The sequence below is a fragment of the Kitasatospora sp. NPDC048540 genome, from assembly GCF_040651175.1.
Taxonomy (GTDB): Bacteria; Actinomycetota; Actinomycetes; order Streptomycetales; family Streptomycetaceae; genus Kitasatospora.
This window is the reverse complement of sequence record NZ_JBEZIR010000127.1, coordinates 1-26,049: the sequence shown is the minus strand read 5'-3', so window position 1 is coordinate 26,049 and position 26,049 is coordinate 1. Positions and strand designations below refer to the sequence as shown.

25 protein-coding genes and 3 tRNA genes are annotated in these 26,049 nt (G+C 74.2%); 17 read left to right on the top strand and 11 right to left on the bottom strand.

The genetic code is table 11. The features are described 5' to 3' along the window. A partial coding sequence (locus AB0D08_RS33475; RefSeq protein ID WP_359894023.1) for an MFS transporter occupies positions 1 to 1,665 on the bottom strand: 1,665 nt, incomplete at its 3' end. A gap of 275 nt (positions 1,666 to 1,940) precedes the next feature. Between AB0D08_RS33475 and AB0D08_RS33470 the strand changes: the two genes are divergently transcribed. The 7 genes from AB0D08_RS33470 (at position 1,941) to AB0D08_RS33440 (ending at position 9,102) form a co-directional block, all read left to right on the top strand. Continuing rightward, positions 1,941 to 2,651: a TetR family transcriptional regulator gene (locus AB0D08_RS33470; protein ID WP_359894021.1), complete on the top strand. Its 711-nt coding sequence runs from the start codon at positions 1,941 to 1,943 to the stop codon at positions 2,649 to 2,651. Between the two features lie 138 nt (positions 2,652 to 2,789). Next, positions 2,790 to 4,100 carry a histidine kinase gene (locus AB0D08_RS33465; RefSeq protein WP_359894019.1) on the top strand — a complete coding sequence of 437 codons (1,311 nt, stop codon included), beginning with the start codon at positions 2,790 to 2,792 and terminating at the stop codon, positions 4,098 to 4,100. Then, a complete protein-coding gene (locus AB0D08_RS33460) occupies positions 4,097 to 4,771 on the top strand; it encodes a response regulator transcription factor (RefSeq protein ID WP_033824142.1) in 675 nt (224 codons plus the stop codon). The genes AB0D08_RS33465 and AB0D08_RS33460 overlap by 4 nt, the downstream gene beginning before the upstream one ends. A gap of 203 nt (positions 4,772 to 4,974) precedes the next feature. Beyond that, positions 4,975 to 6,126, top strand: a complete 1,152-nt coding sequence (locus AB0D08_RS33455; RefSeq protein WP_359894017.1) for an alpha/beta hydrolase — start codon at positions 4,975 to 4,977, stop codon at positions 6,124 to 6,126. Then, positions 6,116 to 7,348: an acyltransferase gene (locus AB0D08_RS33450; RefSeq protein WP_359894015.1), complete on the top strand. Its 1,233-nt coding sequence runs from the start codon at positions 6,116 to 6,118 to the stop codon at positions 7,346 to 7,348. The genes AB0D08_RS33455 and AB0D08_RS33450 overlap by 11 nt, the downstream gene beginning before the upstream one ends. A 40-nt stretch (positions 7,349 to 7,388) precedes the next feature. Continuing rightward, positions 7,389 to 7,742, top strand: a complete 354-nt coding sequence (locus AB0D08_RS33445; RefSeq protein WP_359894013.1) for an MmcQ/YjbR family DNA-binding protein — start codon at positions 7,389 to 7,391, stop codon at positions 7,740 to 7,742. A gap of 175 nt (positions 7,743 to 7,917) precedes the next feature. Further along, positions 7,918 to 9,102, top strand: coding sequence for an alpha/beta hydrolase (locus AB0D08_RS33440; protein WP_033825987.1), 1,185 nt, complete (start codon positions 7,918 to 7,920; stop codon positions 9,100 to 9,102). Here AB0D08_RS33440 and AB0D08_RS33435 read toward each other — a convergent pair whose 3' ends face one another. Beyond that, positions 9,103 to 10,074: a WYL domain-containing protein gene (locus AB0D08_RS33435; protein WP_359894011.1), complete on the bottom strand. Its 972-nt coding sequence runs from the start codon at positions 10,072 to 10,074 to the stop codon at positions 9,103 to 9,105. Positions 10,075 to 10,170: 96 nt separating this feature from the next. Here AB0D08_RS33435 and AB0D08_RS33430 point away from each other — a divergent pair, with 96 nt between their 5' ends. Beyond that, positions 10,171 to 10,752: a TIGR03086 family metal-binding protein gene (locus tag AB0D08_RS33430; RefSeq protein WP_359894009.1), complete on the top strand. Its 582-nt coding sequence runs from the start codon at positions 10,171 to 10,173 to the stop codon at positions 10,750 to 10,752. A 118-nt stretch (positions 10,753 to 10,870) separates the two neighbouring features. On the opposite strand, the gene AB0D08_RS33425 is transcribed toward AB0D08_RS33430, so the two are convergent. Both AB0D08_RS33425 and AB0D08_RS33420 read right to left on the bottom strand, forming a co-directional pair. Then, positions 10,871 to 11,875: an aldo/keto reductase gene (locus tag AB0D08_RS33425; RefSeq protein WP_359894007.1), complete on the bottom strand. Its 1,005-nt coding sequence runs from the start codon at positions 11,873 to 11,875 to the stop codon at positions 10,871 to 10,873. Beyond that, positions 11,872 to 12,342: a MerR family transcriptional regulator gene (locus AB0D08_RS33420; RefSeq protein ID WP_082527267.1), complete on the bottom strand. Its 471-nt coding sequence runs from the start codon at positions 12,340 to 12,342 to the stop codon at positions 11,872 to 11,874. The genes AB0D08_RS33425 and AB0D08_RS33420 overlap by 4 nt, the downstream gene beginning before the upstream one ends. A 107-nt stretch (positions 12,343 to 12,449) precedes the next feature. Between AB0D08_RS33420 and AB0D08_RS33415 the strand changes: the two genes are divergently transcribed. Continuing rightward, positions 12,450 to 13,283, top strand: coding sequence for a serine hydrolase domain-containing protein (locus tag AB0D08_RS33415; protein WP_033825984.1), 834 nt, complete (start codon positions 12,450 to 12,452; stop codon positions 13,281 to 13,283). Positions 13,284 to 13,305: 22 nt separating this feature from the next. Here the strand turns inward: AB0D08_RS33415 and AB0D08_RS33410 are convergent, their stop codons facing one another. Continuing rightward, the gene (locus tag AB0D08_RS33410; RefSeq protein WP_359894004.1) at positions 13,306 to 14,082 is read right to left on the bottom strand and encodes a pirin family protein; all 777 of its coding nucleotides are present in this window, start codon (positions 14,080 to 14,082) and stop codon (positions 13,306 to 13,308) included. A 197-nt stretch (positions 14,083 to 14,279) separates the two neighbouring features. Between AB0D08_RS33410 and AB0D08_RS33405 the strand changes: the two genes are divergently transcribed. From AB0D08_RS33405 to fabF, 5 genes are all read left to right on the top strand, one after another. Then, the gene (locus AB0D08_RS33405) at positions 14,280 to 15,476 is read left to right on the top strand and encodes a helix-turn-helix domain-containing protein (RefSeq protein WP_082527268.1); all 1,197 of its coding nucleotides are present in this window, start codon (positions 14,280 to 14,282) and stop codon (positions 15,474 to 15,476) included. An 89-nt stretch (positions 15,477 to 15,565) separates the two neighbouring features. After that, positions 15,566 to 16,510: an ACP S-malonyltransferase gene (locus tag AB0D08_RS33400; protein WP_033825982.1), complete on the top strand. Its 945-nt coding sequence runs from the start codon at positions 15,566 to 15,568 to the stop codon at positions 16,508 to 16,510. Continuing rightward, complete coding sequence (locus AB0D08_RS33395; RefSeq protein ID WP_033825981.1) at positions 16,507 to 17,538, top strand: beta-ketoacyl-ACP synthase III; 1,032 nt, start codon at positions 16,507 to 16,509, stop codon at positions 17,536 to 17,538. Before AB0D08_RS33400 ends, AB0D08_RS33395 begins: the two co-directional genes overlap by 4 nt. A 94-nt stretch (positions 17,539 to 17,632) precedes the next feature. Next, positions 17,633 to 17,875, top strand: a complete 243-nt coding sequence (locus AB0D08_RS33390; protein ID WP_033825980.1) for an acyl carrier protein — start codon at positions 17,633 to 17,635, stop codon at positions 17,873 to 17,875. 101 nt (positions 17,876 to 17,976) lie between these two features. Continuing rightward, positions 17,977 to 19,242 (top strand): beta-ketoacyl-ACP synthase II, encoded by a 1,266-nt coding sequence (fabF, locus tag AB0D08_RS33385; RefSeq protein ID WP_033825979.1) that lies wholly within the window; start codon positions 17,977 to 17,979, stop codon positions 19,240 to 19,242. A gap of 86 nt (positions 19,243 to 19,328) precedes the next feature. Here the strand turns inward: fabF and AB0D08_RS33380 are convergent, their stop codons facing one another. Continuing rightward, positions 19,329 to 19,823 (bottom strand): DUF3145 domain-containing protein, encoded by a 495-nt coding sequence (locus tag AB0D08_RS33380; protein ID WP_359894025.1) that lies wholly within the window; start codon positions 19,821 to 19,823, stop codon positions 19,329 to 19,331. A gap of 355 nt (positions 19,824 to 20,178) precedes the next feature. Continuing rightward, the gene (locus tag AB0D08_RS33375) at positions 20,179 to 21,198 is read right to left on the bottom strand and encodes an NADP-dependent oxidoreductase (protein ID WP_033825978.1); all 1,020 of its coding nucleotides are present in this window, start codon (positions 21,196 to 21,198) and stop codon (positions 20,179 to 20,181) included. Between the two features lie 108 nt (positions 21,199 to 21,306). Here AB0D08_RS33375 and AB0D08_RS33370 point away from each other — a divergent pair, with 108 nt between their 5' ends. Then, complete coding sequence (locus AB0D08_RS33370; protein ID WP_082527266.1) at positions 21,307 to 21,771, top strand: MarR family transcriptional regulator; 465 nt, start codon at positions 21,307 to 21,309, stop codon at positions 21,769 to 21,771. A gap of 131 nt (positions 21,772 to 21,902) precedes the next feature. Next, positions 21,903 to 23,402, top strand: coding sequence for an LCP family protein (locus tag AB0D08_RS33365; RefSeq protein WP_033825976.1), 1,500 nt, complete (start codon positions 21,903 to 21,905; stop codon positions 23,400 to 23,402). Here the strand turns inward: AB0D08_RS33365 and AB0D08_RS33360 are convergent. Continuing rightward, positions 23,389 to 24,300 (bottom strand): pyridoxal-phosphate dependent enzyme, encoded by a 912-nt coding sequence (locus AB0D08_RS33360; RefSeq protein WP_359894000.1) that lies wholly within the window; start codon positions 24,298 to 24,300, stop codon positions 23,389 to 23,391. The two genes, AB0D08_RS33365 and AB0D08_RS33360, sit on opposite strands and share 14 nt — an antisense overlap. Positions 24,301 to 24,437: 137 nt before the next feature. Next, positions 24,438 to 24,511: transfer RNA gene (locus tag AB0D08_RS33355), tRNA-Ile, on the bottom strand. Positions 24,512 to 24,764: 253 nt separating this feature from the next. On the opposite strand from AB0D08_RS33355, the gene AB0D08_RS33350 reads away from it, so the two are divergent. Beyond that, complete coding sequence (locus tag AB0D08_RS33350; protein WP_033825974.1) at positions 24,765 to 25,526, top strand: trypsin-like peptidase domain-containing protein; 762 nt, start codon at positions 24,765 to 24,767, stop codon at positions 25,524 to 25,526. A 100-nt stretch (positions 25,527 to 25,626) separates the two neighbouring features. Here AB0D08_RS33350 and AB0D08_RS33345 read toward each other — a convergent pair. After that, a tRNA-Asn gene (locus AB0D08_RS33345) sits at positions 25,627 to 25,699 on the bottom strand. A gap of 32 nt (positions 25,700 to 25,731) precedes the next feature. Further along, positions 25,732 to 25,807, bottom strand: a tRNA-Asn gene (locus tag AB0D08_RS33340). Between the last annotated feature and the right edge of the window lie 242 nt (positions 25,808 to 26,049).

The window sequence follows — 26,049 nt, the reverse complement described above, 5'->3', positions numbered from 1 at the left end:
AACAACAACCCCGTCAACCTCAGCGACCCCAGTGGTCTGCGCCCTGACGGCACATGCGGCGGAATCGGGCAATGCCAGACCCCCGAAGCCGCGCTTGGTGAGCAGGCCGAGCCCGGCGGCCACCGCCGCGACCACCGCGGCGACCACGAACGCCACCGACATGCCGCTGACGAAGGAGGAGTGGACGGCGCCGGCCATCGCGTCCACCACGTTCTGCGGGGTGCCGGCCGGGGCCGGCGGGGCGATGCCGAGCTGGGCGGCCTGCTTCAGACCCTCGGCGTCGGCGCCCTGCGGCATCGGCACCCCGGTCCTCGCCCAGTTGCCGGGCAGCACCTCGGTGACCTTGGAGGCCATCACGGCGCCCAGGACGGCGGTGCCGAGGCTGCCGCCGACCTGCATCGCGGCCTGCTGCAGGCCGCCGGCCACACCGGCCAGCTCCAGCGGGGCGTTGCCGACGATGACCTCGGTCGCGCCGACCATGACGGGGCTCAGGCCGAGGCCCATCAGCACGAACCAGAGCGACATCACGCCGGTGCCGGAGTCGACGTCCAGGGTCGCCATGCCGAGCATGGCCGCGGTGGTGAAGAGCATGCCCGCGACGATCGGGATGCGCGGGCCGACCTTGCCGATCGCGGCACCGGCCAGCGGCGCACCGACGATCATCATCGCGGTCATCGGGAGCAGGTGGACACCGGCCTGCACCGGCGTCATGCCGTGCACGTTCTGCAGGTAGAAGGTGACGAAGAAGACGCCGCCGAAGAACGCGAAGGCCATCAGCACCATCAGCAGCGTGCCCGCCGACAGCGACACCGAGCGGAACAGCGCGAGCGGGATCAGCGGTTCCTTCGCCTTGGTCTGCCAGAAGGCGAACACCGCCATCGCGACGATCGCGCCGCCGAGGAACAGCCAGGTGGTGGCCGAGCCCCAGCCCCAGGTCGGGGCCTTGATGATGCCCCAGACCAGCATGAACATCGCACCGGACAGCAGCACGATGCCGGGCAGGTCGAAGGACTTGGCGGAGTTCTCGCTGCGGACGTCGCGCAGGATCCACAGGCCGAGCGCGAGGGCGATCAGGCCGACCGGGATGTTGATGAAGAAGACCGACTCCCAGCTGACGTGCTCGACCAGCAGGCCGCCGACGATCGGGCCGGCCGCGGTCGAGGCGCCGATCACGCCGCCCCAGATGCCGATCGCCATGTTCAGCTTCTCGGCCGGGAAGGCGCCGCGCAGCAGGCCGAGCGCGGCCGGCTGGAGCAGCGCCCCGAACAGGCCCTGGAGCACCCGGAACAGGATGACCATCTGGATCGAGCCGGCGAAGCCGATCGCGGCCGAGGTGGCGGCGAAGCCGGTGGCGCCGACCAGGAAGGTCGACTTGTGGCCGAACCGGTCGCCGATCTTGCCGGCGGTGATCAGGAAGACCGCGAGCGCCAGCAGGTAACCGCTGGTGACCCACTGGATGTCGGCGGGCGAGGCACCGAGGTCGGCCTGGATGGCCGGGTTGGCGATGGCCACCACGGTGCCGTCGAGGGCGACCATCATCACGCCGACGGCCACGGTCAGCAGGGTCAGCCACGGGTGGCCCTGCAGGCCGCGTCGGGTCGACGGGGGTACGTCGCGCCGGGGCGGTACGTCCGCCTTCCCGGTGTTGACGACGGACTGGCTCATGAGAACGCCTTCCGAGGGCTGGGGTTGGGACCGGGCCGGGGACGAGGGCAGGGCTGTGGCGCCCCGGCCCACCCGTCCCCACGAGCTGTCGGGCCTGACGGGCGCCACCCGAGAAGATTATGTCAGCCACTGACATTCGGCAAACCGTGACTTGTGACTCATGCTGACATATGTCAGAGCGCTACAGTGGAGCTGCCGGCCACCCCCGCAGTCGAAAGGCCCCCACCATGGGCTCCCCGCACCCCGCGCCCGCGAACGCACCTGCGAACGCGCCCGTGAACGCGCCCGTGAACGCGCCTGCGACCGTGTCCGCCAGGACACCCTCGGCCGCGGCCGACCCCGGCTGCCGGGTCCTCGGGCTGCGCGAGCGCAAGAAGCAGCGCACCAGGGACGCCCTGGTCGACGCCGCGCACACGCTGTTCCTCAACCGCGGCTACGGCGACACCACCATCGACGAGATCGCCGCCACCGTCGACGTCTCGCAGCGCACCTTCTTCCGCTACTTCGCCAACAAGGAGGAGGTCGCGCTGGCCGTCATGGCCGACGCGGAGGACTTCTTCATCGCCCGCCTGCGCGAGCGCCCCGCCGAGGAGAACCCGCTGCAGGCCATGCGCGCGGCGATCACCGAGGCCTGGCGCACCCTCGGCGACGGCCGCCGCACCGGCGCCGGCAGCGTCACGGCCGCCCTGGAACTGTTCGAGCTGATCGAGACCACCCCCACCCTGCTCGCCGCCCACCTGCGCCGCGCCACCGAACAGGAGGGCGTGGTCGCCCGGGTGCTCGCCGACCGCGAGGGGCTGGACCCGGCCACCGACCTGCGGCCCCGGCTGCTCGCCGCCGTCTTCGGCGCCGTGGTCCGGATCTCGCACCTGTCCTGGAGCACCCACACCGACGGCAACGACACCGGGCCGGACGGCATGATCGAGCTGATCGAACGCCACTTCGACCAGCTCGGCCCGGCGCTGGCCGGCTCCTGGCGGTCCTGAGGCCCCTGGGCCCGGGGCGCGGCGCACCGGCATCGGGCCGGCGGGCGGCCGGGCGGCCGGGTAGTACCCCGGTATGACACCCCGCCCGGCACCCCGGTACGACGACATCCGGCGCCCCGGCCCCTACGCTCGGGCCGGGTGAAGAGTCCCACCCTCCAGGACCGGCTGCAGGAACTCCCCCGCAGCCTGGCCTCCCCTTCCCCCGACCGCCGCCCGCTGCTCGCCGACGCGCCCAACCCGTGGCTGCGGGCCCTGCCGTACGCCGTCGCCGCGATCCTGGTCGTCACCCTGCTGCCGATCGACATCGTCGTCCTGACCGGCTCGTACGGGCTGGACGGCTATCCGGCGGCGGTGCTGTCGCTCGCCCAGACGGTACCGCTGCTGCTGGCCGTCCGGCGGCCGCTGCCGGCCTGGTGGATCATCGCCGCCGCGACCGCCGCCACCGCCGCCGTCACGGTCGGCAGCCCGGCCGGCGCCGGGCCTTGGCCGTGGCCGGCCGCCACCCTGGTCGGCTACCTGTTCCTGCTGGCCGCCCTCGCCCTGCGGGAGAGCGGCCAGGCCCTGCTGGCCGTCTGGCTGGTCACCGCGTTCGGAACGGTCGGGGCCGCGGCGGCGTTCGAGCAGCGGGCCGGCGGCGCGCCCGCGGTGGCCGTGGTGCTCGGCGGCGCGACGCTGCTCCTCGGCTGGAGCCTGCGCGGACGCGGCGAGGCCCGCCGGCGACTCGCCGAACAGGAGCAGATCAGCGAGGCCGAGCGCGGCCTGCGCACCCTGCTGGAGGAACGCACCCGGATCGCCCGCGAGCTGCACGACGTGGTCGCCCACCACATGTCGGTGATCACCGTGCAGGCGGACAGCGCCCCCTACCGGCTCACCGGGCTGCCCCCCGAGGCCGCCGCGGAGTTCGCCACCATCGCCGCCGCCGCCCGCAGCTCGCTCGGCGAGATGCGGCGGCTGCTCGGCGTCCTGCGCAGCGAGCAGCACGGCGACCCCGACCGCACCCCGCAGCCGGGCGTCCGCGACCTCGGCGGGCTGGTCGAGACGGTGGCCCAGGCCGGGGTCTCGGCCGAACTCACCGTCGGCGCCGAGGTCGAGGCGCTGCTGCCGCTGCCCGACGCGGTCGACCTGTCGGTGTACCGGATCGTCCAGGAGGCGCTGGCCAACGTGGTCCGGCACGCGCCCGGCGCCGCGGCCTGGATCTCGCTGGCCGCCGAGGACGGCGCGCTGCGGATCACCGTCGTCAACGCGGCGGCGGACGGGGTCGTGGGCGGGGGCGGGGGCGGGGGCGGTGCTGCCGTGGAGGCGGCCGAGGGCACCGGGCACGGCCTGGTCGGGATGCGCGAACGCGTGCGGCTGCTCGATGGGAGGCTGGACACCGGCGCGCTCCCGGAAGGCGGCTTCCGGGTGGCCGCCGTCCTGCCAGTCACCGCCCCGGGGGAGAGCACTCCATGACCATCCGCGTACTCATCGTCGACGACCAGGCGATGGTCAGGGCCGGCTTCGCCGCGCTGCTGAACGCGCAGAGCGACATCGACGTGGTCGGCGACGCCGCCGACGGCCGGCAGGCCCTGGAGGTCAGCGGCCGGACCCACCCCGACGTGGTGCTGATGGACGTCCGGATGCCCGAGATGGACGGCCTGGAGGCGGCCCGGCGCCTGCTCGACCCGCCGCCCGGGGTGGTGCACCGGCCCAAGGTGCTGATGCTCACCACCTTCGACGTGGACGACTACGTCTACGAGGCACTGCGCGCGGGGGCCAGCGGATTCCTGCTCAAGGACGCCCCGCCCGCCGACCTGATCGCCGCGGTCCGGGTGGTGGCGGCCGGCGAGGCGCTGCTCGCACCGTCCGTCACCCGGCGGCTGATCGAGGACTTCGCGCGGACCCGGCCGGCCCCGCGGCGGGACCCGGCACTGCGGCTCAACGGGCTCACCCCCCGGGAGACCGAGGTGCTGGAGCTCATCGCCCGGGGCCTGTCCAACCAGGAGATCGCGGCCCGTCTGGTGGTCGCCGAACAGACCGTCAAGACGCACATCGGGCGGGTGCTGGGGAAGCTCGGGCTGCGGGACCGGGCGCAGGCGGTGGTGCTGGCGTACGAGTCGGGGCTGGTCACACCGGGGCAGTAGGGGCGGGCGGGGGCACCCCTGGAACCGGCCGGACCGAAGCCGCCCGGAGCCCCCGAGGGCGGGGGTGCCCGTGGGCGCAGGGCGGCCCCCGGGGTGCCCCCTAGTACTGCGGTGGGAGGGGGGAGTTGGCTCCGTGGGCTGACGTTCCGTGAGGTGTCGTCCTCCTAGCTTCCTCTCGTTCACGGACGAGAGGGAGGGCAGCGATGCTGCTGCGATTCAGGCGGACCCTGGTGGCCGCGGTGGTGGCCGCGACGGTGGCGGTGGGGGTGGGGGCGTCGGCCGCGGCCGGCAGCCAGGTGGCGGTGACGGGGCCGCCGCCGGGGAGTGCGGCCTGGCGGGCGGACACCGTGCTGGGGGTCCGGCTGCCGGATCCGGTGGGTGCCGCGCCCGCCGAGGTGGCCGCGTTCTTCGCCGGGCTGACGCCCGCGCAGCGGGACGCGCTGGCCGTCCGGCACCCGCTGGTGACGGGCAACCTCGACGGGGTGCCGGTCGAGGTCCGGTACCGGGCCAACGCGCTGGCGCTGGAGGAGGAGCGGCGCCGCGAGCAGGCCGCCGCCGAGGACGGCACGCTGAGCGCCGCCGGGCGGGCGCAGGCCCTGGCCCGGGCGCAGCGGTACGCCGCACTGGCCGGCCGTCAGATCCTGGCCTTCGACCCGCGCGGCCGCGGTCAGGTGGTCGAGGTGTTCGGCGAGCTGTCGCCGGGGAGCCGGCCGGCGGTGGTGGTTCCGGGTTCGGACGTCGACCTGACGGAGTACGACCGGGACGGCGACCCGTACGCCGGGCCGGCCGGGATGGCCCGGGCGCTGCGGGCGGCGACCGGCGGGCAGGTCCCGGTGATCGCCTGGGCGGGGTACACCACCCCGGTCGGGGTGGGGATGGACGCGGCCACCGCCGATCTCGCGGTGGCGGGCGGCGCCCGGCTGGGGCGGTTCCTCGACGGACTGGCCGCGCGGACCGGCGCGGCGACGGTGTTCTGCCACAGCTACGGCTCGGTGGTGTGCGGCCGGGCGGACCTCGGTCCGCGGCAGGCCGCGGGCCTGGTGGTGTTCGGCTCCCCCGGGATGGAGACGGCCCGGGCGGCCGACCTGCGGGTGCCGGTGTGGGCCGCCGAGCGGAACGACGCGGACTGGATCGGCCGGGTCCCGCACGTGTCGGTGCTGGGCCTGGGCCACGGCGCCGACCCGACCGGCACCGGGTTCGGCGCCCGGGTGGTCTCCTCAGCGGGTTCGCACGGCCACAGCGGCTACTTCGCGCCCGGTACCGCCTCGCTCGCCAACTTCGCGGCCCTCGCGCTCGGCGACACCGCCGGCGTCCGCTGCGCCGACCGGGATCCGGGGTGCCACGATGCGCGCTGACCTGCTGCGCCTCGGCGCTCCCCTGCGCAGGGCCGCGGCCCTGACCGACGCCCGCACCCCCGCGAGCCGGGACCGGGCACTGGACGGGCTGCGGGCGCTCGCCCTGCTGGCCGTACCGACCGGGCACTGGCTGCTCGGCGGCTTCTCCGTGGCGGCCGGGGACGGGGTGCTGCACAACGCCAGCCCGCTGTCCTCGCTGGGCTTCCTGGCGCCGTTCAGCTGGGGGCTGCAGCTGCTCGGGCTGTTCTTCCTGGTGGGCGGGTACTCGGCGGCGAAGTCGCTGGAGCGGGCCCGGGAGCGCGGCAGCGGCCTGGGCGGCTGGCTGCGCGGGCGGGCGGTGCGGCTGCTGCGGCCGGTGCTCGGGGTGGCCGCCGTGTGGGCGGTGCTGATCCCGGTGCTGCGGACGGCGGGTGTGCCCGAGGGGACGGTGCGCGCCGGTTCGGTCCTGGTGGTGCAGCCGCTCTGGTACATCGGGATCTATCTGGTGCTGACCGCGCTGACCCCGTACTGCCTGGCGGCCGGCCGGCGGCTCGGTGCCTGGGCGGCGGCCCCGCTGCTCGCCGTGGTCGCCGTCGTCGACCTGCTGCGGTACGGGCCGTGGGCCCAGGCGGTGCCGTCCTGGCTGGCGTTGGTGAACCTGCTGCCGGGCTGGCTGTTCGGCTACCAGCTCGGGGTGTCGTGGGCCCAGGGGCGGCTGCGCCGGGCGGGCGGGGCGGTGCTGCTGGCGGGCGGGGCGGTGCTGTTCGCGCTGCTGCTGGTGGTGTTCCACTACCCGGCCAGCATGGTCGGTGTGCCGGGGGCGGCGCGGACCAACTCGCATCCGCCGTCGCTGCTGGTGCTGGCCCTGGCGGCGGTGCAGTGCGGCGCGGCGGTGCTGCTGCGCGAGCGGATCGCCCGGCTGCTGCGGCGGCCGGCGCTGTGGCTGCCGGTGGTCGCGGTGAACCTGTCCGCGATGACGATCTTCTGCTGGCACCAGACGGCGATGTTCGCGGTGGCGCTGCCGCTGTCGCGGGCGGGCGCGGTGCCCGGTCTGACCACCGAGCCGTCCTCGCTCGGGTGGGTGCTGGCCCGGCTGGCGTGGCTGCCGGTGTTCGGGCTGGTGCTGGCGGCGCTCGCGGGCCCGGCCCGCCGGTTCGACGGGCCGTGGCCGTCCCGGCTGTGGCGGGCGGCCGTGGGGGCGGGGGCGGCGGCGTTCACGGTGTACGCGCTGGGGGTGGTGTGAGGTGCGCCGGGCTGTCGGTGCCCGGCCGTACGCTGGCGGGATGGTGACGTTCGATCAGTTCGAGGCGCTGGCGCTGGACCTGCCGGAGGCGCACGCGCAGCCCACCTGGGACCAGGTGACGCTGCGGGTCGGCAAGAAGATCTTCGCGATGGGGAGCCCGGACTCCGGCCGGGTCTGCGTCAAGGCCTCCAAGGAGGACCAGGCGGAGCTGCTTGCGGCCGACCCCGACACGTACGCGTTCGCGCCGTACGTGGGGCGGCACGGCTGGGTGCTGGTGCAGCTCGCCCGGGTCGACGCCGGCGAGCTGGGCGAGCTGCTCACCGAGGCCTGGCGCAGCGTCGCACCGAAGCGGCTGCACGCACTGGTCGACGAGCAGCGGGCGAACGAGCGGTGAACCGGTCGGATCCGGTCAGGTAACGCCACTCACACGGGCGAATGTGAGCCAGAACACAGTTTGAAGGCCGCCCTCGGCTGCGCCCTGCCTCTACGCTGGCTGACGTGTAGTTGGCAGTCGTAGCACCATCGGGCCCGGCCCGCTGTGACGCTCACCGGCCCGAGGAGTGAACGCCATGCAGCGCAGGGTCAAGCGCATCCTGATAGGCGCCTTCGCGGGCTGCGTGGTCCTGGTGGACGCCGGCGCCGCCGCCGCCCAGGCCGCCGCCGCCAACGAGCAGGTCGCCATCGCCACCCCGCCGGCCGGCAGCACCGCCTGGGTCTCGGACCACTCGCTCGGCCGCGAGCTGCCCGACCCGGCCACCGCCACCGCCGCCTCGGTCGCCGCCTTCTTCGCCTCGCTGAGCCCCGCCGAGACCGAGCGCCTGGCCGCCGCCTACCCGCTGGTCGTCGGCAACCTGGACGGCGCCCCGCTGCCGCTGCGCTACCACGCCAACCGGCTCGCGATCACGGCCGAGCGGGACCGCGCCCGGGCCCGCGGCGCCGACCACCGGCTGGACCCCGACACCCGGGCACTGGCCGTATCCCGCGCCAACGACTCCGACCACCTGCTCGCCGACGGCCGGCAGATCCTCGCCTTCGACCCGCGCGGCCGCGGCCTGGTCAGCGAGGTCTTCGGCGACCTGGCCACCGCCCAGCGGGTGTCGGTGCTGGTCCCCGGCTCGGACGCCGACCTCGGCCACCACGACCAGTCCTCCGAGCCGCTGCGCTCCCCCGCCGGGATGGCCCGCGCGCTGCTCGCCGAGGAGCAGCACCAGGCCCCCGGCACCCGGACCGCGGTGATCGCCTGGACCGGCTACGTCACCCCGTCCGGCCTCGGCCCGGACGCGGTCACCGCCCGGCTCGCCGACGTCGCCGCGCCCCGCCTGCTGCGCCTGCTGGACGGCCTGCGGGCGACCAGCCACCCGGACGTCCCGCCCGCGCTGTTCTGCCACTCGTACGGCTCGGTGGTCTGCGGCACGGCCGCGCCCGGCATCGACGCCGCCCGCAGGACCGACATGGTGGTCTTCGGCAGCCCGGGCATGGGCGTGGAGTCGGCCGGCGAGCTCGGCCCCGGCGTGGCGGTCTGGGCCACCCGCAACCGCACCGACTGGATCGGCAACGTCCCGTACCTGGAGGTCGGCGGCCTCGGCCACGGCGCCGACCCGACCAGCTCCGGCTTCGGCGCCACCGAGGTCTCCTCGACCGGCGCGGCCGGCCACAACGGCTACTTCGCGCCGGGCACCGCCAGCCTGCACAACTTCGGCGCCATCGCGCTCGGCCGCTACGACACCGTGAGCCACCCGCCGACCGTCGCCTGATCAGCCGGCCGGCCGGTCCCCCGCGTACAGCGCGACCACGTCGGCGGCGGCCCCGGCCAGCTGCGCCCTGGCCTCCGGCGGGTCGATCACCTCGACGTCCGCCCCGAACGCCAGCACCGCCCTGGCCGCCTCCACCGACCGCAGGCCGAGCCGCACCTCGGCCCACCCGGGGTCGTCGCCGAACGGCGGTGAGGCCAGCAGCCCGGCGTGGATCCGGGTGAACATGTCCAGCCGGTGCCGCCGCACCCGGACCAGCACGAGGACGTCGGCCGGCTGCTCCTCGATCCGCTCGCGCAGCACCGCCCAGACCTCCGGCAGGCCGAGCCCCGGCCGCCGCCGGACCGGTTCGTCGAGGACCCGGGCCGCCCGCACCCGGTCGGCCCGGAAGAGTCGCGGGTCACCGTCGAGGTCCGCCACCAGGTACCAGACGCCGGCCTTGCTCACCAGCCCGTACGGGTCGACGGCGTACCCGCTCGGGGCGGCCGCGCCGCTGTGCCGGTAGGACAGCTCCAGCCGCAGATCGGCGAAGACCGCCCGCTGCAGTTCGCCGAGTTCGACCGGCGCGGGGCCGACCCGCAGCCAGCGCTCGGGGTCGACCAGGATCCGTTCGCTGGTCCGCTCGGCCGCCGGGCGGTGCGGTGCGGGCAGCGCCGCCATCACCTTGCGCAGCGCGGTGGAGATCGCCTCGCCGAGGCCCAGCGCGTCGTGGGTCCCGGCCGCGGCCAGCACGAACAGCGCCCGCGCCTCGTCGGCGGTCAGCCCGGTGACGTCGGTGCGGTAGCCGGGGAGCAGGCTGATCCCGCCGGCCCGGCCACGTTCGGCCCAGACCGGCACCCCGGCCGCCGACAGCGCCTCGACGTCCCGGTAGATCGTGCGGACCGACACCTCCAGCCGCTCGGCCAGTTCGGCGGCGGGCACCAGGCTCCGGGTCTGGAGCAGCAGCAGGATCGAGAGCAGTCGGTCGGCCTTCACAAAAACCCACCCTAAAACCTGACACAGGGTGTCAGGTATACCCGGGAGAGTGTCCGTCGTAGCCCGAACCGCACGACGCATCACGAGGAGCACCCCATGACGGACACCGCCTACGACCCCCGCCCCGACTACCTGCGCGCCCTGGACCAGCTCGGCAAGGTGGTCGCCCTGGTGACGCCCGACCTGCTGGACCGGCCCACCCCCTGCGAGGAGTACGACCTGCGGGCGCTGCTGAGCCACACCCTGGGCGGCATCCACCGGATCGCGTACGTCGGCGAGGGCGGCCGCAGCCTGGACGTCGCCGCCGCGGCCGGCGAGATCGAGGACGACGGCTGGGGCCCCGCCCTGGAGCGGGCCAAGGCCCGGGCGCAGGCGGCCTGGGCCGCGGACGGGACCCTGGACCGGCCCGCCGAGGTGCCGTGGGGCCGGATCCCGGGCCGGTTCGCGCTCGCCGGGTACGTGATGGAGGCGGTCACCCACACCTGGGACATCGCCCGGGTCGTCGACGCCTCGACGGTGCTCGACGAGGAGCTGGCGCTCGGCGCGCTCGCCGTCGCCGAGCAGGTCCTGCCGGCCGAACCGCGCGGCGGCGACCTGCCGTTCGGCCCGGTCCGGCCCGCGCCCGAAGGCGCCGACGCCACCACCCGGCTGGCCGCCTGGCTGGGCCGGGCCGTCTGAGCCACCGGTCCGTGGACCGCGGCCGCACCGGCCGCGGCCCACGAGCGGCGGCTCGCGGGCGGCGGCTCGCGGGCGGCTGCGAGCGCCCGGTCACTCGTCCCCGGTCACTCGCGGCCGGTCACTCCCGGCCGGCCGAGGTGAACGTCATGTCGGCGTAGCGGTCCCCGGTCACCTGCCCGGCGACCGGCTCCAGCGCCGCCAGCTCCGCGGCCGTCAGCCGCAGCGTGGCGGCCGCGGTGTTCTCGGCCAGCCGGGTGCGCTTGCGGGTGCCGGGGATCGGGACCACGGTCAGCCCGTGCACCTCGGCCCGCTGGTGCACCCAGGCCAGCGCGACCTGTGCGGCGGTGACGCCGCGCTCGGCGGCGACCTTCTGGATCGGCGCCACCAGCGCGGCGTTGCGGGCCGCGTTCTCCCCGCTGAACTGCGGGTGGCTGCGCCGGTAGTCGTCCGCGGCGAGCTGCTCGGCGGCGGTGAACGCGCCGGTCAGGAAGCCCCGCCCGAGCGGCGAGTACGGCACGAACGCGACCCCCAGCTCGGCCGCGGCGGGCACCGCGGTCCGCTCGACGTCCCGGGAGAACACCGACCACTCGGACTGCAGCGCGGCGATCGGGTGGACCGCGTGCGCCGCGCGCAGCTCGTCCCCGGTCACCTCGGACAGCCCGAGGTGGCGGACCTTGCCCGCCTGCACCAGCTCCGCCATCGCGCCGACCGACTCGGCCAGCGGCACCCGCGGGTCGCGGCGGTGCATGTAGTAGAGGTCGATCACCTCGACGCCCAGCCGCCGCAGCGAGGCGTCGACGGCGGCCCGGACGTACGCCGGGTCGTTGCGCACCCCGCGGTAGGAGGGGTCGTCGGCGCGGCGCTCGATCGCGAACTTGGTGGCCAGCACCACCCGGTCCCGGTTGGCCCGCACGAACGGGCCGATCAGCTCCTCGTTGTGGCCGGACCCGTAGACGTCGGCGGTGTCGAAGAGGGTGACGCCGGCCGCGAGCGCGGCGTCCAGGGTGGCGAGTGCCTCGGCGGTGTCGGTCGGACCGTAGAACTCGCTCATGCCCATGCAGCCCAGGCCCTGGCTGCCGACGACCGGGCCGCCGGTGCCGAGCGCGGTGGTGGGGAGGGTCATGCGCTCTCCTTCTGCTCCCCGGCGTCGGGGAGACGTGAGTACAGGTCGATCTTGTAGTCGAGGACGGCGAGGGTCGCGTGCAGGTCGGCGAGCTTGCGCCGGACCTCTTCGCGGTGCGCGAGCAGCAGGTCCCGCCGCCGGTCGTAGGTGTCGGCGCCGAGGCGGACCAGTTCCACGTAGCGGAGCATGTCGGCGACCGGCATGCCGGTCAGCCGCAGCCTGCCCAGGAAGGCCAGCCGGGTCAGGTCGGCGTCGCTGTAGCGGCGCTGCCCCGAGTAGGAGCGGTCGACGGGGTCGAGCAGACCGATCCGCTCGTACCAGCGCAGCGTGTGCGCGGTCAGGCCGCTGGCGGCGGCGACCTCGCCGATGGCGTGCCGCGGGGTCCGGTCCGCGGGCAGGTCCGCCTGCCGGTGGTAGGCCTCCTCGCAACTGAGCAGGTCGGCCTCGATCGGTGCGAGCGTTGCCATGGTGTGACCCCCGGTGATCGGCGACGACTACGAAACTAGCGAGTTGGAGTGCACTCCAAGCAAGCCTCGCACGCGTGGCGGCCGCCCCGATCGCTAGAGTTCCGGCCATGCAGAGCTTGCGGATGATCGAGGACTGGCCGGTGCCGAACGCTGCGGCGGCGGTGGTACGGAGCGCCGACGGCGCGGTGCTGGGCGGGCACGGCCCGCAGCAGCAGCTGTTCCCGCTGGCGTCGGTGACCAAGCTGCTCACCTCGTACGCCGTGCTGGTCGCGGTCGAGGAGGGGGTCTTCGAGCTGGACGACCCGGCCGGCCCGGAGGGTTCGACCGTCCGGCACCTGCTGGCCCACACCTCTGGGCTGGCCTTCGACGAGCACCGGGTGATGGCCGCGCCCGGGAACCGGCGGCTGTACTCCAACGCGGGTTTCGACGTGCTGGCGCAGACCCTTCAGCAGGCCGCCGGGATCGAGTTCGGGAAGTACGTCGCCGAGGCCGTGTTCGAGCCGCTGGGGATGCACTCCTCCCTGATCAACACCGCGCACCGCTCGCCGGCCGGCGCGGGCGGCCTGTCCACGGTGGCCGATCTGGCGCTGTTCGCCGCCGAGTTGCAGGCCCCCCGGCTGCTCGACCCGGGCACCGTGCACACCGCCACCCGCGAGGTCGCGTTCCCCGGCACCAGCGGGGTGCTCCCCGGCTTCGGCCACCGCCGGCCCAACGACTGGGGTCTGGGCTTCGAGATCCGCGGCGACAAGGCCCCGCACTGGACCGGCACCGCCAGCTCGGCCGGGACCTTCGGCCACTTCGGCCAGTCCGGCACCTTCCTGTGGGTCGACCCGGCCGCCGGGGCGGCCTGCGTCGCCCTCACCGACCGCGACTTCGGGCCGTGGGCCGCCGAGGTGTGGCCGCGGTTCACCGACGCCGTGCTGGCCGAGCTGAACGGCTGAGCCCCGGCCGCGCCGGCCGCGCTCACCCCAGCACGAGCCCGGAGTGCATCTCCAGCAGCAGCAGTTGGGCACCGTCCGGACCGGCCACCGGGTCGGCGAAGGCCGGTCCGGTGATCCGGACGCTGTCGCCGGGCTCCAGCGAGCGGCCGCCGCCCTGCGGGCCCGGCACCGTGCGGTAGCCGACCGAACCCACCGTCAGGTGCGCGTACCGGTACGGCGCCTGCGGCAGATCGGGAAGCGGCTGCCACGGGCCGGCCGTGACCAGGTGCAGCGCGGCGTCGCTGCGGCGCAGCCGCAGGGCCGCGGTCCCGGCGTCCCGGGCCAGGCCCGAGGCGAGCAGGGTCAGTCCGCCGGGGTCCGGGTCGACCCGGCGCAGCCCGTACGCCGGGTCGGCGGCGAACTCGTCCGGCTGGAGCCAGAGCTGGACGAAGCGGACCGGCGTGTCGGCGCCGCCGACGTTGCGCTCGGTGTGCCGGACGCCGCGCCCGGCGCTGAGGTGCTGGAGCATGCCGGGGCGGACCACGCCGGCGTGGCCGTCGCCGTCCCGGTGGGCGAGCGCACCGGAGACCACCCAGGTCAGCAGCTCGGTGTCGCGGTGCAGGTGCTCCTCGTACCCGGCGCCGGGGGCGAGGGTCTCCTCGTTGCAGGCGAGCAGCGCGCCGAAGTGGGTGTTCTTCGGGTCGTAGTGCCCGGAGAAGGAGAAGGCGTGCCGGGTCTCGATGCCCGCCGCCGGGGTGGAGAGGTAGCGCTCGGGGGCCCGGCGCAGGTCGGCGCGGGGGCGCTCTCGGGTGTCGGTCACGGTGCCTACCGTAACGGGTGTGACCTGGCCCACCCGGTGGTTCCGGTGGGGGTGTGCACCAGCATGTCCCCGGGTGAGGCAGTCTTGTTCCTGTGCCAGCCGCTTCAGCGAGTCCCGACAAGAAGTCCGCCGCCAAGAAGGCGGCGCCCGCCCGTCCAGCCGCGGCCAAGCCGCCCGCCACCGGCCGGACCGGCCGGCTGACGGCGCAGGAGCGCAAGCTCGCCGCCGAGCGCGCCGAGCTGCGGGTGGCGACCCTCAAGCGGTTGGAGAAGTCCGCCGGGAAGCTCGCCACCGCCGCCATCGCGCGGATGGACGACCAGCTGGCCTGGTACCGGCGGATGCCGCCGGAGCACCGGTCCTGGATCGGCCTGGTGGCCCAGGCCGGCATCGCGGCCTTCACCGAGTGGTACCGGCACCCGGAGGCCCCGCAGGCGATCTCCACGGACGTCTTCGGCACCGCGCCGCGCGAGCTGACCCGGGCCATCACCCTGCGCCAGACGGTCGAGCTGATCCGCACCACGATCGAGGTGATGGAGGAGGCCATCGAGGAGGTGGCCGCCCCGGGCGACGAGGCCGGGATGCGCGAGTCGGTGCTGGTGTACGCCCGCGAGATCGCCTTCGCCACCGCCCAGGTGTACGCCCAGGCCGCCGAGGCGCGCGGTGCCTGGGACGCCCGGCTGGAGGCACTGGTGGTCAACTCGCTGCTGTCCGGCGACGCCGACGAGGGCGTGCTGTCGCGGGCGGCGGCGCTCGGCTGGGGCCAGCCCAAGCAGGTCAGGGTGGTGATGGGCAGCGCACCGGACGGGGACAGCGAACTGGTGGTGGAGGCGATCCGGCGGGCCGCCCGGTACGCCAAGCTGCACGTGCTGACCGGGGTGCTCGGCCGGCGGCTGGTGGTGGTGGTCGGCGGTGACAAGGAGCCGGTGCACGCGGCCCGGGCGCTGATCGGCCAGTTCGCCCCCGGCCCGGTCGTGGTCGGCCCGACCGTGGGCGACCTGCTGTCGGCGACCCGCTCGGCGCACGCGGCCGCCGCCGGTCTGCGGGCCTGCGCGGCCTGGCCGGACGCGCCGCGCCCGGTGCTGGCCGACGACCTGCTGCCGGAACGGGCGTTGGCGGGCGACGAGGTGGCCCGGCAGCAGTTGGTGGAGGAGATCTACACACCGCTGGAGGAGGCCGGGTCGGCACTGCTGGAGACGCTGAGTGTCTACCTGGAGCAGGCGTCCTCACTCGAAGGGGCCGCCCGGATGCTCTTCGTTCACCCAAATACCGTGCGCTACCGGCTGCGTCGTGTGACGGACGTCACCGGCTATGCTCCGTCCGACGTACGTTCGGCCTTCACCCTGCGCATCGCCCTTGCGCTCGGACGCCTGGGCTCGGTGGCCGAGCAGGGCTGAGGCACTGTGGAGACTCCACAAGCCGACGTGCTTTTCTTCGTTACCGTCGCCTACCCGCCCCCGGGCGTCCGGCGAGAGAGGGTTGAACCGTGCTCGTAATCGTCGCCCCTGGACAGGGTGCCCAGACTCCCGGCTTCCTCAACCCCTGGCTTGAACTGGACGGCGCCGCCGACCGGCTGCGGCAGTGGTCGACCGTGGCCGGCCTCGACCTGGTCCGCTACGGCACCGAGGCCTCCGAAGAGGAGATCAAGGACACCGCCGTCGCCCAGCCGCTGCTGGTCGCGGCCGGGCTGCTGACCGCCGGCGAGCTGTTCCCGGCCGGCCCGGTGCCGCGCGAGCTGGTCGGCGCGGTGGCCGGCCACAGCGTCGGCGAGATCACCGCGGCCGCGCTGGCCGGGGTGCTGAGCGCCGAGGACGCGCTGGTCTTCGTCCGTGAGCGCAGCCTGGGGATGGCCGACGCCGCCGCGCGGACCGCGACCGGGATGACCGCCGTGCTCGGCGGGGACCCCGAGGCGGTGGCCGCGAAGTTCGCCGAGTACGGCGTGACCGCGGCCAACAACAACGGCGGCGGCCAGCTGGTGGCCGCCGGCACGCTGGACCAGCTGGCGGCGCTGAAGGCCGACCCGCCGGCCGGCGCCCGGCTGATCCCGCTGAAGGTCGCGGGCGCCTTCCACACCGAGCACATGGCCCCCGGGGTGGAGCGCCTGGAGAAGCTGGCGCCGACCCTGAGCACCGCGGACCCGCTGGTCACCTACGTCTCCAACCGGGACGGTGAGGCCGTCGCCACCGGTGCCGAGGTGCTCTCCCGCCTGGTCGCGCAGGTCTCCAACCCGGTCCGCTGGGACCTGTGCATGGAGACCATCCAGCAGCTGGGTGCGACCGCCGTGATCGAGCTGTCGCCGGCCGGCACCCTCACCAACCTGGTCAAGCGCAACGTCAAGGGTGTCGCGACGCTGGCCCTGAAGAGCCCCGCCGACCTCGACAAGGCCCGTGAGCTCGTCGCGGTCCACGGCGGTCAGGAGAACGACGCATGACCAACCCGCAGATCAGGCCCGCCACCGGCGCCCAGTTCTCCCGGATCCACGGTGTGGGCGGCTACCGCCCGGTCCGGGTGATCCCCAACGCCGAGGTGCTCAACTGGATCGAGTCCTCGGACGAGTGGATCCGCTCGCGCAGCGGCATCGCCGAGCGCCGCTGGGCCGGTCCCGAGGAGACCGTCGCCGAGATGTCGGTGCAGGCGGCCGGCAAGGCGATCGCCCAGGCCGGGATCGCCCCCGAGCAGATCGGCGGCGTCATCGTGGCGACCGTCTCGCACCTGAAGCAGACCCCCGCCATCGCCACCGAGATCGCCGAGCGGCTCGGCTGCGGCACCGCACCGGCGTTCGACATCTCGGCCGCCTGCGCCGGCTTCGGCTACGGCCTGGGCCTGGCCGACGGCATGGTGCGCGGCGGCAGCGCCGAGTACGTGCTGGTGATCGGCGTCGAGCGGCTCAGCGACCTGACCGACACCTCGGACCGCTCCACCGCCTTCATCTTCGGTGACGGCGCGGGCGCGGCCATCGTCGGCCCGTCCGAGGTCCCCGGCATCGGCAAGGTGATCTGGGGTTCGGACGGTTCGCAGCGCGACGTCATCTCGCAGACCCAGGCCTGGGACACCGCGTTCGCCAAGGAGGACGCCGTCAACGGCGCCGGCGACGAGGTCAAGTGGCCGGCCCTGCGAATGGAGGGTCAGACCGTGTTCCGCTGGGCGGTCTGGGAGATGGCGAAGGTCGCGCAGCAGGCGCTGGACGCCGCCGGGATCACCGCCGACCAGCTCGGCGCGTTCATCCCGCACCAGGCCAACATGCGGATCACCGACACGATGATCAAGGCACTCAAGCTTCCCGAGTCGGTGCCGGTGGCCCGCGACATCGTCGAGACCGGCAACACCTCCGCCGCCTCCATCCCGCTGGCGATGGAGCGCATGCTGGAGAGCGGTGCGGCGAAGAGCGGCGACCTGGCACTGATCATCGGGTTCGGGGCGGGTCTGGTCTACGCGGCCGCAGTCGTTACTCTCCCCTAGGCATCCAAGCCACCGAGGGCATCCCCGCCGTCGAGGAAAACCTGCGACGGTCCGCCGGACCGTTCGCTTTCAACACCGAAGAGGAGCAGCCACTATGGCTACCAAGGACGAGGTTCTGGCCGGTCTCGCCGAGATCGTCAACGAGATCGCCGGCATCCCGGCCGAGGACGTCGAGCTCGACAAGTCCTTCACCGACGACCTGGACGTCGACTCGCTGTCCATGGTCGAGGTCGTCGTGGCTGCCGAGGAGCGCTTCGGCGCGAAGATCCCGGACGACGAGGTCAAGAACCTCAAGACCGTCGGCGACGCGGTGGACTTCATCATCGCCAACAGCTGATCACCGGCTGAACGGCCGGGGTGCCCAACCGCACCCCGGCCACCCCTCCCCTCCCGCTCGGCCCGCCCCTCCCCTGAACAACGTGAGAGAAGAAGAAACCAGTGACCGCTGAAAACCGCACCGTGGTCGTCACGGGTATCGGCGCCTTCACGCCGCTGGGCGGCGACGCCGCCTCGTTCTGGGAGGGCCTGCTCGCCGGCCGTTCCGGGGTCGCCGCACTGACCGAGGAGTGGGCCGCCGACCTGCCGGTCCGGATCGCCGCGCGCACCGCCGTGGAGCCGGGCGAGATCCTGCCCCGCCCGCTGGCCCGCAAGCTGGACCGCTCGGCGCAGTTCGCGCTGATCGCCGCCCGCGAGGCCTGGGCCGACGCCGGGTACGAGACCCCGGCCACCGATCTGTCCTCCAAGCTCGCCCCCGAGCGCCTGGGCGCCGTGATCGCCTCCGGCATCGGCGGCGTCACCACCCTGCTCGACCAGTACGACGTGCTCAAGCAGCAGGGCGTACGCAAGGTCTCCCCGCACACCGTGCCGATGCTGATGCCCAACTCCCCGGCCGCCAACGTCGGTCTGGAGGTCGGCGCCCGGGCCGGCGTGCACACCCCCGTCTCCGCCTGCGCCTCCGGCGCCGAGGCGATCGGCTACGCGATCGAGATGATCCGCAGCGGCCGCGCCGACGTCGTGGTGGCCGGCGGCACCGAGGCCGCGATCCACCCGCTGCCGATCGTCGCCTTCTCCAACATGATGGCGATGTCCAAGAACAACGACGACCCCGAGCACGCCTCCCGCCCGTACGACAAGGGCCGGGACGGCTTCGTGCTCGGCGAGGGCGCCGGCGTGGTCGTGCTGGAGTCGGCGGAGCACGCCGCCGCCCGCGGCGCCCGGATCTACTGCGAGGCCGTCGGCCAGGGCCTGTCCTCGGACGCCCACCACATCGCCCAGCCGGAGCCGACCGGCGCCGGTGTGGCCCGTGCCATCGCCGACCTGTTCGAGCGCAACGACCTGGACAAGGCCGAGGTGGTGCACGTCAACGCGCACGCCACCTCCACCCCGCAGGGTGACACCGCCGAGGTGAAGGCGCTGCGCAAGGAGCTCGGCGAGCACCTGGACCACGTCGCGATCTCGGCGACCAAGTCCATGACCGGCCACCTGCTCGGCGGCGCCGGCGGCATCGAGACCGTCGCGACCGTGCTGGCCCTGCACCACCGCCTGGCACCGCCGACCATCAACGTCGACCAGATCGACGACGACATCGACGCGGACATCGTCACCGGTGAGCCCCGCAAGCTGCCCGAGGGCCGGATCGCGGCGCTCAACAACTCGTTCGGCTTCGGCGGCCACAACGTGGTGCTGGCCTTCCGCTCGGCCTGACGGCCCGACGGACCCTGAACGCACCGGGGCCCCCGCCCGCGATCACCTCGCGGACGGGGGCCCCGGTGCGTGGTCCCGGGCCCGGGTCAGACCACCTGGTGCAGCCAGCGCACCGGGGCGCCCTCGCCGGCGTAGCGGAACGGCTCCAACTCGTCGTCCCAGGGCTTGCCGAGCAGCCGGGCGAGGTCGGCCTCCAGGTCGCCTCCCTCGTTGCGGGAGCGCAGCAGGACGGCGCGCAGCCGGTCCTCGGGGATCAGGATGTCGCCGTGCAGGCCGGTGACGGCGTGGAAGATGCCCAGGCTGGGCGTGCTGCTGTAGCGCTCGCCCTCGGCGGTGGCGCAGGGCTCGCTGGTGACCTCGTAGCGCAGCAGCTGCCAGCCGCGCAGGGCGGAGGCCAGCCGGGAGGCCGTCCCGGGCTCGCCCTGCCAGGACAGTTCGGCCCGCCACTGACCGGGCGCGGCGGGTTGCCGGATCCAGTCGAGGCTGACGCGTACACCGAGCACGCCCGCGACCGCCCACTCGACATGCGGGCACAGCGCGCGGGGCGCGGAGTGGACGTACAGGACTCCACGTGTCGACACCGGGACCTCCAGGCTGTGGACGAGGGTCGCCTTCCCCAGCTGCCTCGTGCCCATCGCCGGTAGGTACCGTCTACCCCCGTGACGCTCAACTTATTCGACATTAGGTCATCAAATTGAGCAAAACGGACAAGCTTTCACCCAATGTTAGTCGGATCCCCGGGGAGGTCCACCCCCGCTCGGGATCTCTCCCCCGAACGGACCTATCGGCCGGCCGGGGCGGTCGCGGCCACGCTATCGGCCGACGGCGCGGGCCGGGTGACGGTCCGTCGGAAAGCCGGGTGGCGCCCGCGCCGAGCGCCCGTACCCGAACCGCCCCGCACACCGGGCGGTGTGCGGGGCGGCGGGGGGTGGACGGTCAGAGCTTGACGACCATCTTGCCGGTGTTGGCACCGCGCAGCAGGCCGATGAAGGCGTCGGCGGCGTTCTCCACGCCCTCCACCACGGTCTCGTCGTAGCGCAGTTCGCCGCTCTTCAGCCAGCCCGCCATGTCGGCGACGAACTGCGGCTGGAGCGCGGCGTGGTCGCCGACCAGCATGCCCTGCAGCCGCAGGCGCTTGCCGATGGCCAGCGCCAGGTTGCGCGGTCCGACCGGCGCGCCGGTGTCGTTGTACTGGGCGATGGCGCCGCAGAGGGTGGCCCGGCCGTGGACGTTGAGCGCGCCGATCGCGGCCTCCAGGTGGTCGCCGCCGACGTTGTCGAAGTACACGTCGATGCCGTCCGGGGCGGCCTCGGCGAGCTGGGCGGCCACCGGTCCCGCCTTGTAGTCGAAGGCGGCGTCGAAGCCGTAGCCGTCGACCAGGGTGGCCACCTTCTCGGCGGAGCCCGCCGAGCCGATGACCCGTGCGGCGCCCTTGAGCCGGGCGATCTGGCCGACCAGCGAACCGACGGCGCCGGCCGCGCCGGAGACGAAGACGGTGTCGCCCTCCCGGAAGGAGGCCACCTCGAGCAGACCGGCGTAAGCGGTCAGGCCCGGCATTCCCAGGACCCCGAGGTAGTAGGAGAGCGGTGCGAGCTCCGGGTCGACCTTGACCGCGCGCGCCGCGTCCAGGGTCGCGTACTCGCGCCAGCCCAGGCCGTGCAGGACGGCGTCGCCGACCTGGAAGCCCTCGGCCTGGGAGGCGACCACGTACCCGACCGCGCCGCCGTCCATCGTCTCGCCGATCCCGAACGGCGGAACGTAGGACTTCACGTCGTTCATCCGGCCGCGCATGTAGGGGTCCACCGACAGGAACGCGTTGCGGACCAGGATCTGCCCCGGGCCGGGCTGCCGGACCGGTGCCTCGACCAGGGCGAAGTCCGCCGGGGTCGGCCAGCCCTGCGGACGGGCGGCCAGCTGCCACTCGCGGCCGGTGGTGGGCGTCGCCTGCTCTGCCATGTCCTGCTCCTTGCACGTTCGATGATCCGTAGGCCCACCTGAAAGGTTGACCAGCTAAAGCAATCGTGCGGATAAAAGGTTCAGGTTGTCAAATGTTCAGCTAGACTGATGTCCATGGAGAAGCAGCAGCCGCCCGCCGACGCGATCACCCGCGAGGTCGTCGACCTCATGGCGAGCCTGGTCGCGCTCTTCCACCGCGAGTACGAGGAGGCGGCCGCCGCCCGCTCGCTGACCGGCGCCCAGGCCAAGGTGCTCGGCCTGCTGCGGCGCGGCCCGATGCCGATGCGGCACATCGCCCAGACCCTGGCCTGCGAACCTTCCAACATCACCGGCATCGTGGACCGCCTGGAGTCCCGCGGCTTCGTCACCCGCGAGGCCGACCCGCTGGACCGCCGGGTCAAGCTGGTGGCCGCCACCGAGGCCGGCGGCCTGGCCACCGACGAGCTGCGCGAGTCGCTGAACTTCGCCCGCGAGCCGCTGGCCGCGCTCGACGACGACGAGCGCCGGCACCTGCGCGACCTGCTGCGCAGGATGCTGGAGGGGGCCGATTCGGCCGAGGCGGCCACCGGCTGACCTGCCCCGGTGCGGGCCGGCACGAAGTTCGGCCCTGCGAGGTGTAACCGGACACGCCGCTGGTCCGTCTATTGATCTGGACCGTACGTGTACCCGTGGCGCCCGCCACACCTGGCAGAGAGCGCTGAGCGATGACCGACCGCACCTCCCGGCCCGCCAAGACCCGCCGGGGCCGGATCGCCCGTGGACTCGGCGCCACCGCCGCCGTCCTGGTGGTCGCCACCGCCGGCGTCGGGGCCTGGTTCTACCAGCGCCTCGACCACAACATCAGCACCTTCTCGGCGGACGGCGTCGCCACCAGCCGGCCGCCGGCCGGCCCGACCGCGAGCGGGGGCGGACGCCCGGTCAACATCCTGCTGCTCGGCTCCGACACCCGCCAGGACGGCAACGGCGACCTCGGCGGCGGCGAGGAGGGCGTCGGCCACTCCGACACCGCGATCCTGCTGCACGTGTACGCGGACCACAAGCACGCCGTCGGCGTCTCGATACCCCGCGACACCCTGGTCACCGTCCCCGCCTGCCGGCTGCCGAGCGGCAGCTGGTCGCAGGCGCGGACCAACCAGATGTTCAACTCGGCCTTCACGGTCGGCGAGTACCCGCAGGGCAACCCGGCCTGCACCCAGAACACCGTCGAGGCGCTGACCGGCCTGCGGGTCGACCACACCATCGTGGTCGACTTCAAGGGCTTCGCGGCGATGACCGAGGCGGTGCACGGAGTCGACGTCTGCGTGCCCAACGACGTCAACTCCTACGGCATACACCTGGCCAAGGGCCGGCAGACCGTCTCCGGGCAGCAGGCGCTCGACTACGTCCGCGCGCGGCACGGCTTCGGCGACGGCTCGGACATCGGCCGGGTGAAGCGGCAGCAGGCCTTCATGTCCTCGCTGATCAAGAAGATCCGCAGCCAGGGCTTCAACCCGACCACCCTGCTCCCGCTCGCCGACGCGGCGACCAAGTCGCTCACCGTCGACCCGGAGCTCGGCTCGGCCGTCAAGCTCGCCGACTTCGCCCAGTCGCTGCAGGGCATCGACCTCGCCGACATCTCCTTCGTCACCGTCCCCTGGCGCTACCAGGGCGAGCGGGTCGCCCTGGTCCACCCCGACGTGGACGCCCTGTGGGCGCTGCTGCGCCAGGACCGCACCCTGACCGGCCAGTCGGCCGCCGACCCGTCGGCCACCGCCTCGCCGTCGGCCCCGCAGTTGCCGTCCCCGACGGCCACCGCGCCGGCCGCGGGGGACGTCCCGCTCACGGTGCACAACGCCTCCCGGGCCGGCGGGCTCGGCGGCCAGGCCGCGGCGGACCTGAGAACCAAGGGCTACCTCCAGGTCACCGTCGGCCCGGACACGGCCTTCCGTCGCACCACCCTGATCGGGTACGCCCAGGGCCAGCAGGCCGCCGCCGACCGGCTCGCACAGCTGTTCCCCGGCGCCGAGGTGCAGCCCGACCCGGCCGCCGACGGCCTGACCGTGACCCTCGGCCGGGACTACGCCGCCACCCGTACCACCGGGCCCGACGCCGACGGCACGGCGGCCGGCACACCGACCGCGCTGCCCACCGGCATCCCGACCGGGATCACCGAGAACACCCGCCCGGCCGACAGCGACCTCTGCGCCGACCTCAGCTTCGGCTGAGGTCGGTCAGGGGATCGGGGAGCCCCGTGACGACCACGGTGACCCGGGTGCCGGCGGCCAACTCCCGGGCCGCCGCCAGGTCGTGGACGGCCTTCAGCGCCTTCGCCACGTACCGCCGCTCGACCGGCACCCCGTGCCGGCGCCCGAACCCGGCGGCGAAGGCCTCCAGCTCGGCGGGCACCCGGCCGTAGCCGCCGCCGTGGTGCCCGTGGTGGATCCGCCAGTTGCCGAACTCCCGCCCGTACGCGGCCCGGTGCAGCCGCGTCACCTCCCCCTCCAGGTAGCCCTCGCCGCGCAGCACCGCCACCCCGAGCGCCCGCGCCCCCGGCGGCAGCCCGGCCGCGATGCCGGCCAGCGTCCCGCCGGTGCCGACCGGGCAGCACACCAGGTCCCGCTCCCCCAGGCCGGGTATCTGCCCGGCGAGTTCCCCGGCGACCACGGCGGCGCCGCGCACCGCGAGCGCGTTCGACCCGCCCTCGGGCAGCACCAGGTACCCCTCCCTGGGCTCGCCTCCCCGCACCACCAGCTCCCGGTACACCGAGCGCGGGACGAACTCCAGCACCATCCCCGCCGCCTCCGCCGCCCGCAGCGACCAGTTGCGCGGCGCCGCCGCCAGCTCCTCGCCACGGATCACCCCGACGCTCGCCAGCCCCAGCCCCCGCGCGGCCGCCGCCACCGCCCGCACGTGCGTGGAGTACGCCCCGCCGTACGTCAGCAGCCCCCGGTCGCCGGCCAGCAGCGCGGGCCGCAGATTGGGCGCCAGCTTGCGCCACTTGTTGCCGGGCACCGTCGGGTGCGCCAGATCGTCCCGCTTCAGCAGGAGCTCCACCCCGGCGGCGGCGAACAGCGGGTCGGCGACCGGGGTCAGCGGGGTGGGCAACGCCGCGGGAGTGAGCACCGGGTCAGCATACGAAGCCCTCGACGGGGCCTTCGCGGGCGGAGCGCCCCACCGGGCCGAGGACCCCGGTGTGTCGGTGCCGGTCCGGCACCGGCGCCTGCCCTAGAGTTCTCGCAGGCACAGACCGGTGCGTCGAGTGGGGCGGGTGGGACTCGAACCCACGACCAAGGGATTATGAGTCCCCTGCTCTAACCGGCTGAGCTACCGCCCCCGATTCGACCAGCTGGCGCACCGGCAGGCCGGCCGTTCCAGCAGCAGACGGCCCCTCAGGGCCGTCCCCGGCAGCATAGCCGGTCGATCACCTGCGGTGCGCGCCGGGGGCGCAACCGGGTACGCCCCCCTGAGCCCGTTCCACCACCCACCTGGCGGACCCGCGGGCCGGGCTGGTAGATCTTGGATCCGGGCCCCTCGCGGAGCGGGCCGCGCGGGACGTACCAACGGGGAGCGGGAGCACGGGGAGCAGGATGGACCGGACTGGACGGGTACGGCGGGCCCTGCGGCCGGCCGTACTGCTGCTGGCCCTGGCCGCGACCGCGTGCGGCCTGCTCGACGACGGCGGCTCGCAGCGCTGGGGCTCCCGGCTGACCGCCCGTCCGGCGCCCGCCGACGCCGCCGACGACCGGATCGGCGCGCTCTTCCTGGCCGAGCTGAACGGCCCGCGGATGTGCACCGCCAGCGTGGTCGCCAGCCCGCACCGCAATCTGCTGGTCACCGCCGCGCACTGCGTCCACAGCACCGAGCGCGGCCGCTTCGACGACCTGGTCTTCGCCCCCGGCTTCCGCGACGGCATCGCCCCGTACGGGGTGTGGCCAGTGGCCTCCGTCACGGTCGACCAGCACTGGACCGACAGCGAGGACCCCGACTACGACGTGGCCTTCCTCACCGTGCAGTCCGTCCAGGGGCAGGAGATCCAGGACCTGCTCGGCGCCAACCGGCTGGTCACCGGCCTCGGCTTCGACCTGCCGGTCTCGGTCACCGGCTACCCGAACGAGCGCGGCGCCCCGGTCACCTGCTCCAACCGGACCACCTCGCAGAGCCCGACCCAGAGCCGGTTCGAGTGCTCCGGCTACACCGTCGGCACCAGCGGCAGCCCCTGGCTCACCGGGAACGGGCAGCTGGTCGGCGTGATCGGCGGCTACCAGGAGGGCGGGGACACCGACGCGGTGTCCTACAGCGTCGCCTTCGACCAGCGGGTCGACGACCTCTACCGGCGGGCCACCGCCTGACCGCGGGCGCCGGGCGCGCGAACCGGGCGGGGGAACACGAAAGCCCCCCGGTCTGCCGAGGGGCCGTCGCTCTGTACCGATCGTCTCCGGAGAGGCGAAGCTCCCCCAATTGGACTCGAACCAATAACCTGCCGATTAACAGTCGGCTGCTCTGCCAATTGAGCTATGGGGGACTGCACAGCGGGACGATCCGGAGGGACCGTCCTGGCTCCCCCAATTGGACTCGAACCAATAACCTGCCGATTAACAGTCGGCTGCTCTGCCAATTGAGCTATGGGGGATCGATCTTCTGCCGTCCTCCCGGATCCCTCCGGGTCTTCGGCGCTCGCTGCGGGACATACATTAGCGCACTCAGGGGGGTGTTCCGCCAATCGCTTCCGCCCGCCCCCGCCGGGACCGGGCGGGCCCCGGCCCCGGCGGCCCGGTCGGCGCGCCCCGCGTCAGGCCTGTGGAGCATGTCGCTGCTCTACGGCTTCGGTGGGATCCCGAAGACCGGCCGGCGCGATCTCCCGGTGCGGCTGGC

Bases quoted from the DNA above. Each gene is read 5' to 3' on its own strand.
- AB0D08_RS33395 (WP_033825981.1), top strand. From the start codon at position 16,507: ATGACCAACCCGCAGATCAGGCCCGCCACCGGCGCCCAGTTCTCCCGG.
- AB0D08_RS33445 (WP_359894013.1), top strand. From the start codon at position 7,389: ATGGTGACGTTCGATCAGTTCGAGGCGCTGGCGCTGGACCTGCCGGAG.
- AB0D08_RS33350 (WP_033825974.1), top strand. From the start codon at position 24,765: ATGGACCGGACTGGACGGGTACGGCGGGCCCTGCGGCCGGCCGTACTG.
- AB0D08_RS33365 (WP_033825976.1), top strand. From the start codon at position 21,903: ATGACCGACCGCACCTCCCGGCCCGCCAAGACCCGCCGGGGCCGGATC.
- AB0D08_RS33460 (WP_033824142.1), top strand. From the start codon at position 4,097: ATGACCATCCGCGTACTCATCGTCGACGACCAGGCGATGGTCAGGGCC.
- AB0D08_RS33390 (WP_033825980.1), top strand. From the start codon at position 17,633: ATGGCTACCAAGGACGAGGTTCTGGCCGGTCTCGCCGAGATCGTCAAC.
- AB0D08_RS33370 (WP_082527266.1), top strand. From the start codon at position 21,307: ATGTCCATGGAGAAGCAGCAGCCGCCCGCCGACGCGATCACCCGCGAG.
- AB0D08_RS33455 (WP_359894017.1), top strand. From the start codon at position 4,975: ATGCTGCTGCGATTCAGGCGGACCCTGGTGGCCGCGGTGGTGGCCGCG.
- AB0D08_RS33440 (WP_033825987.1), top strand. From the start codon at position 7,918: ATGCAGCGCAGGGTCAAGCGCATCCTGATAGGCGCCTTCGCGGGCTGC.
- AB0D08_RS33425 (WP_359894007.1), bottom strand. From the start codon at position 11,875: ATGACCCTCCCCACCACCGCGCTCGGCACCGGCGGCCCGGTCGTCGGC.
- AB0D08_RS33420 (WP_082527267.1), bottom strand. From the start codon at position 12,342: ATGGCAACGCTCGCACCGATCGAGGCCGACCTGCTCAGTTGCGAGGAG.
- AB0D08_RS33430 (WP_359894009.1), top strand. From the start codon at position 10,171: ATGACGGACACCGCCTACGACCCCCGCCCCGACTACCTGCGCGCCCTG.
- AB0D08_RS33415 (WP_033825984.1), top strand. From the start codon at position 12,450: ATGCAGAGCTTGCGGATGATCGAGGACTGGCCGGTGCCGAACGCTGCG.
- AB0D08_RS33375 (WP_033825978.1), bottom strand. From the start codon at position 21,198: ATGGCAGAGCAGGCGACGCCCACCACCGGCCGCGAGTGGCAGCTGGCC.
- AB0D08_RS33450 (WP_359894015.1), top strand. From the start codon at position 6,116: ATGCGCGCTGACCTGCTGCGCCTCGGCGCTCCCCTGCGCAGGGCCGCG.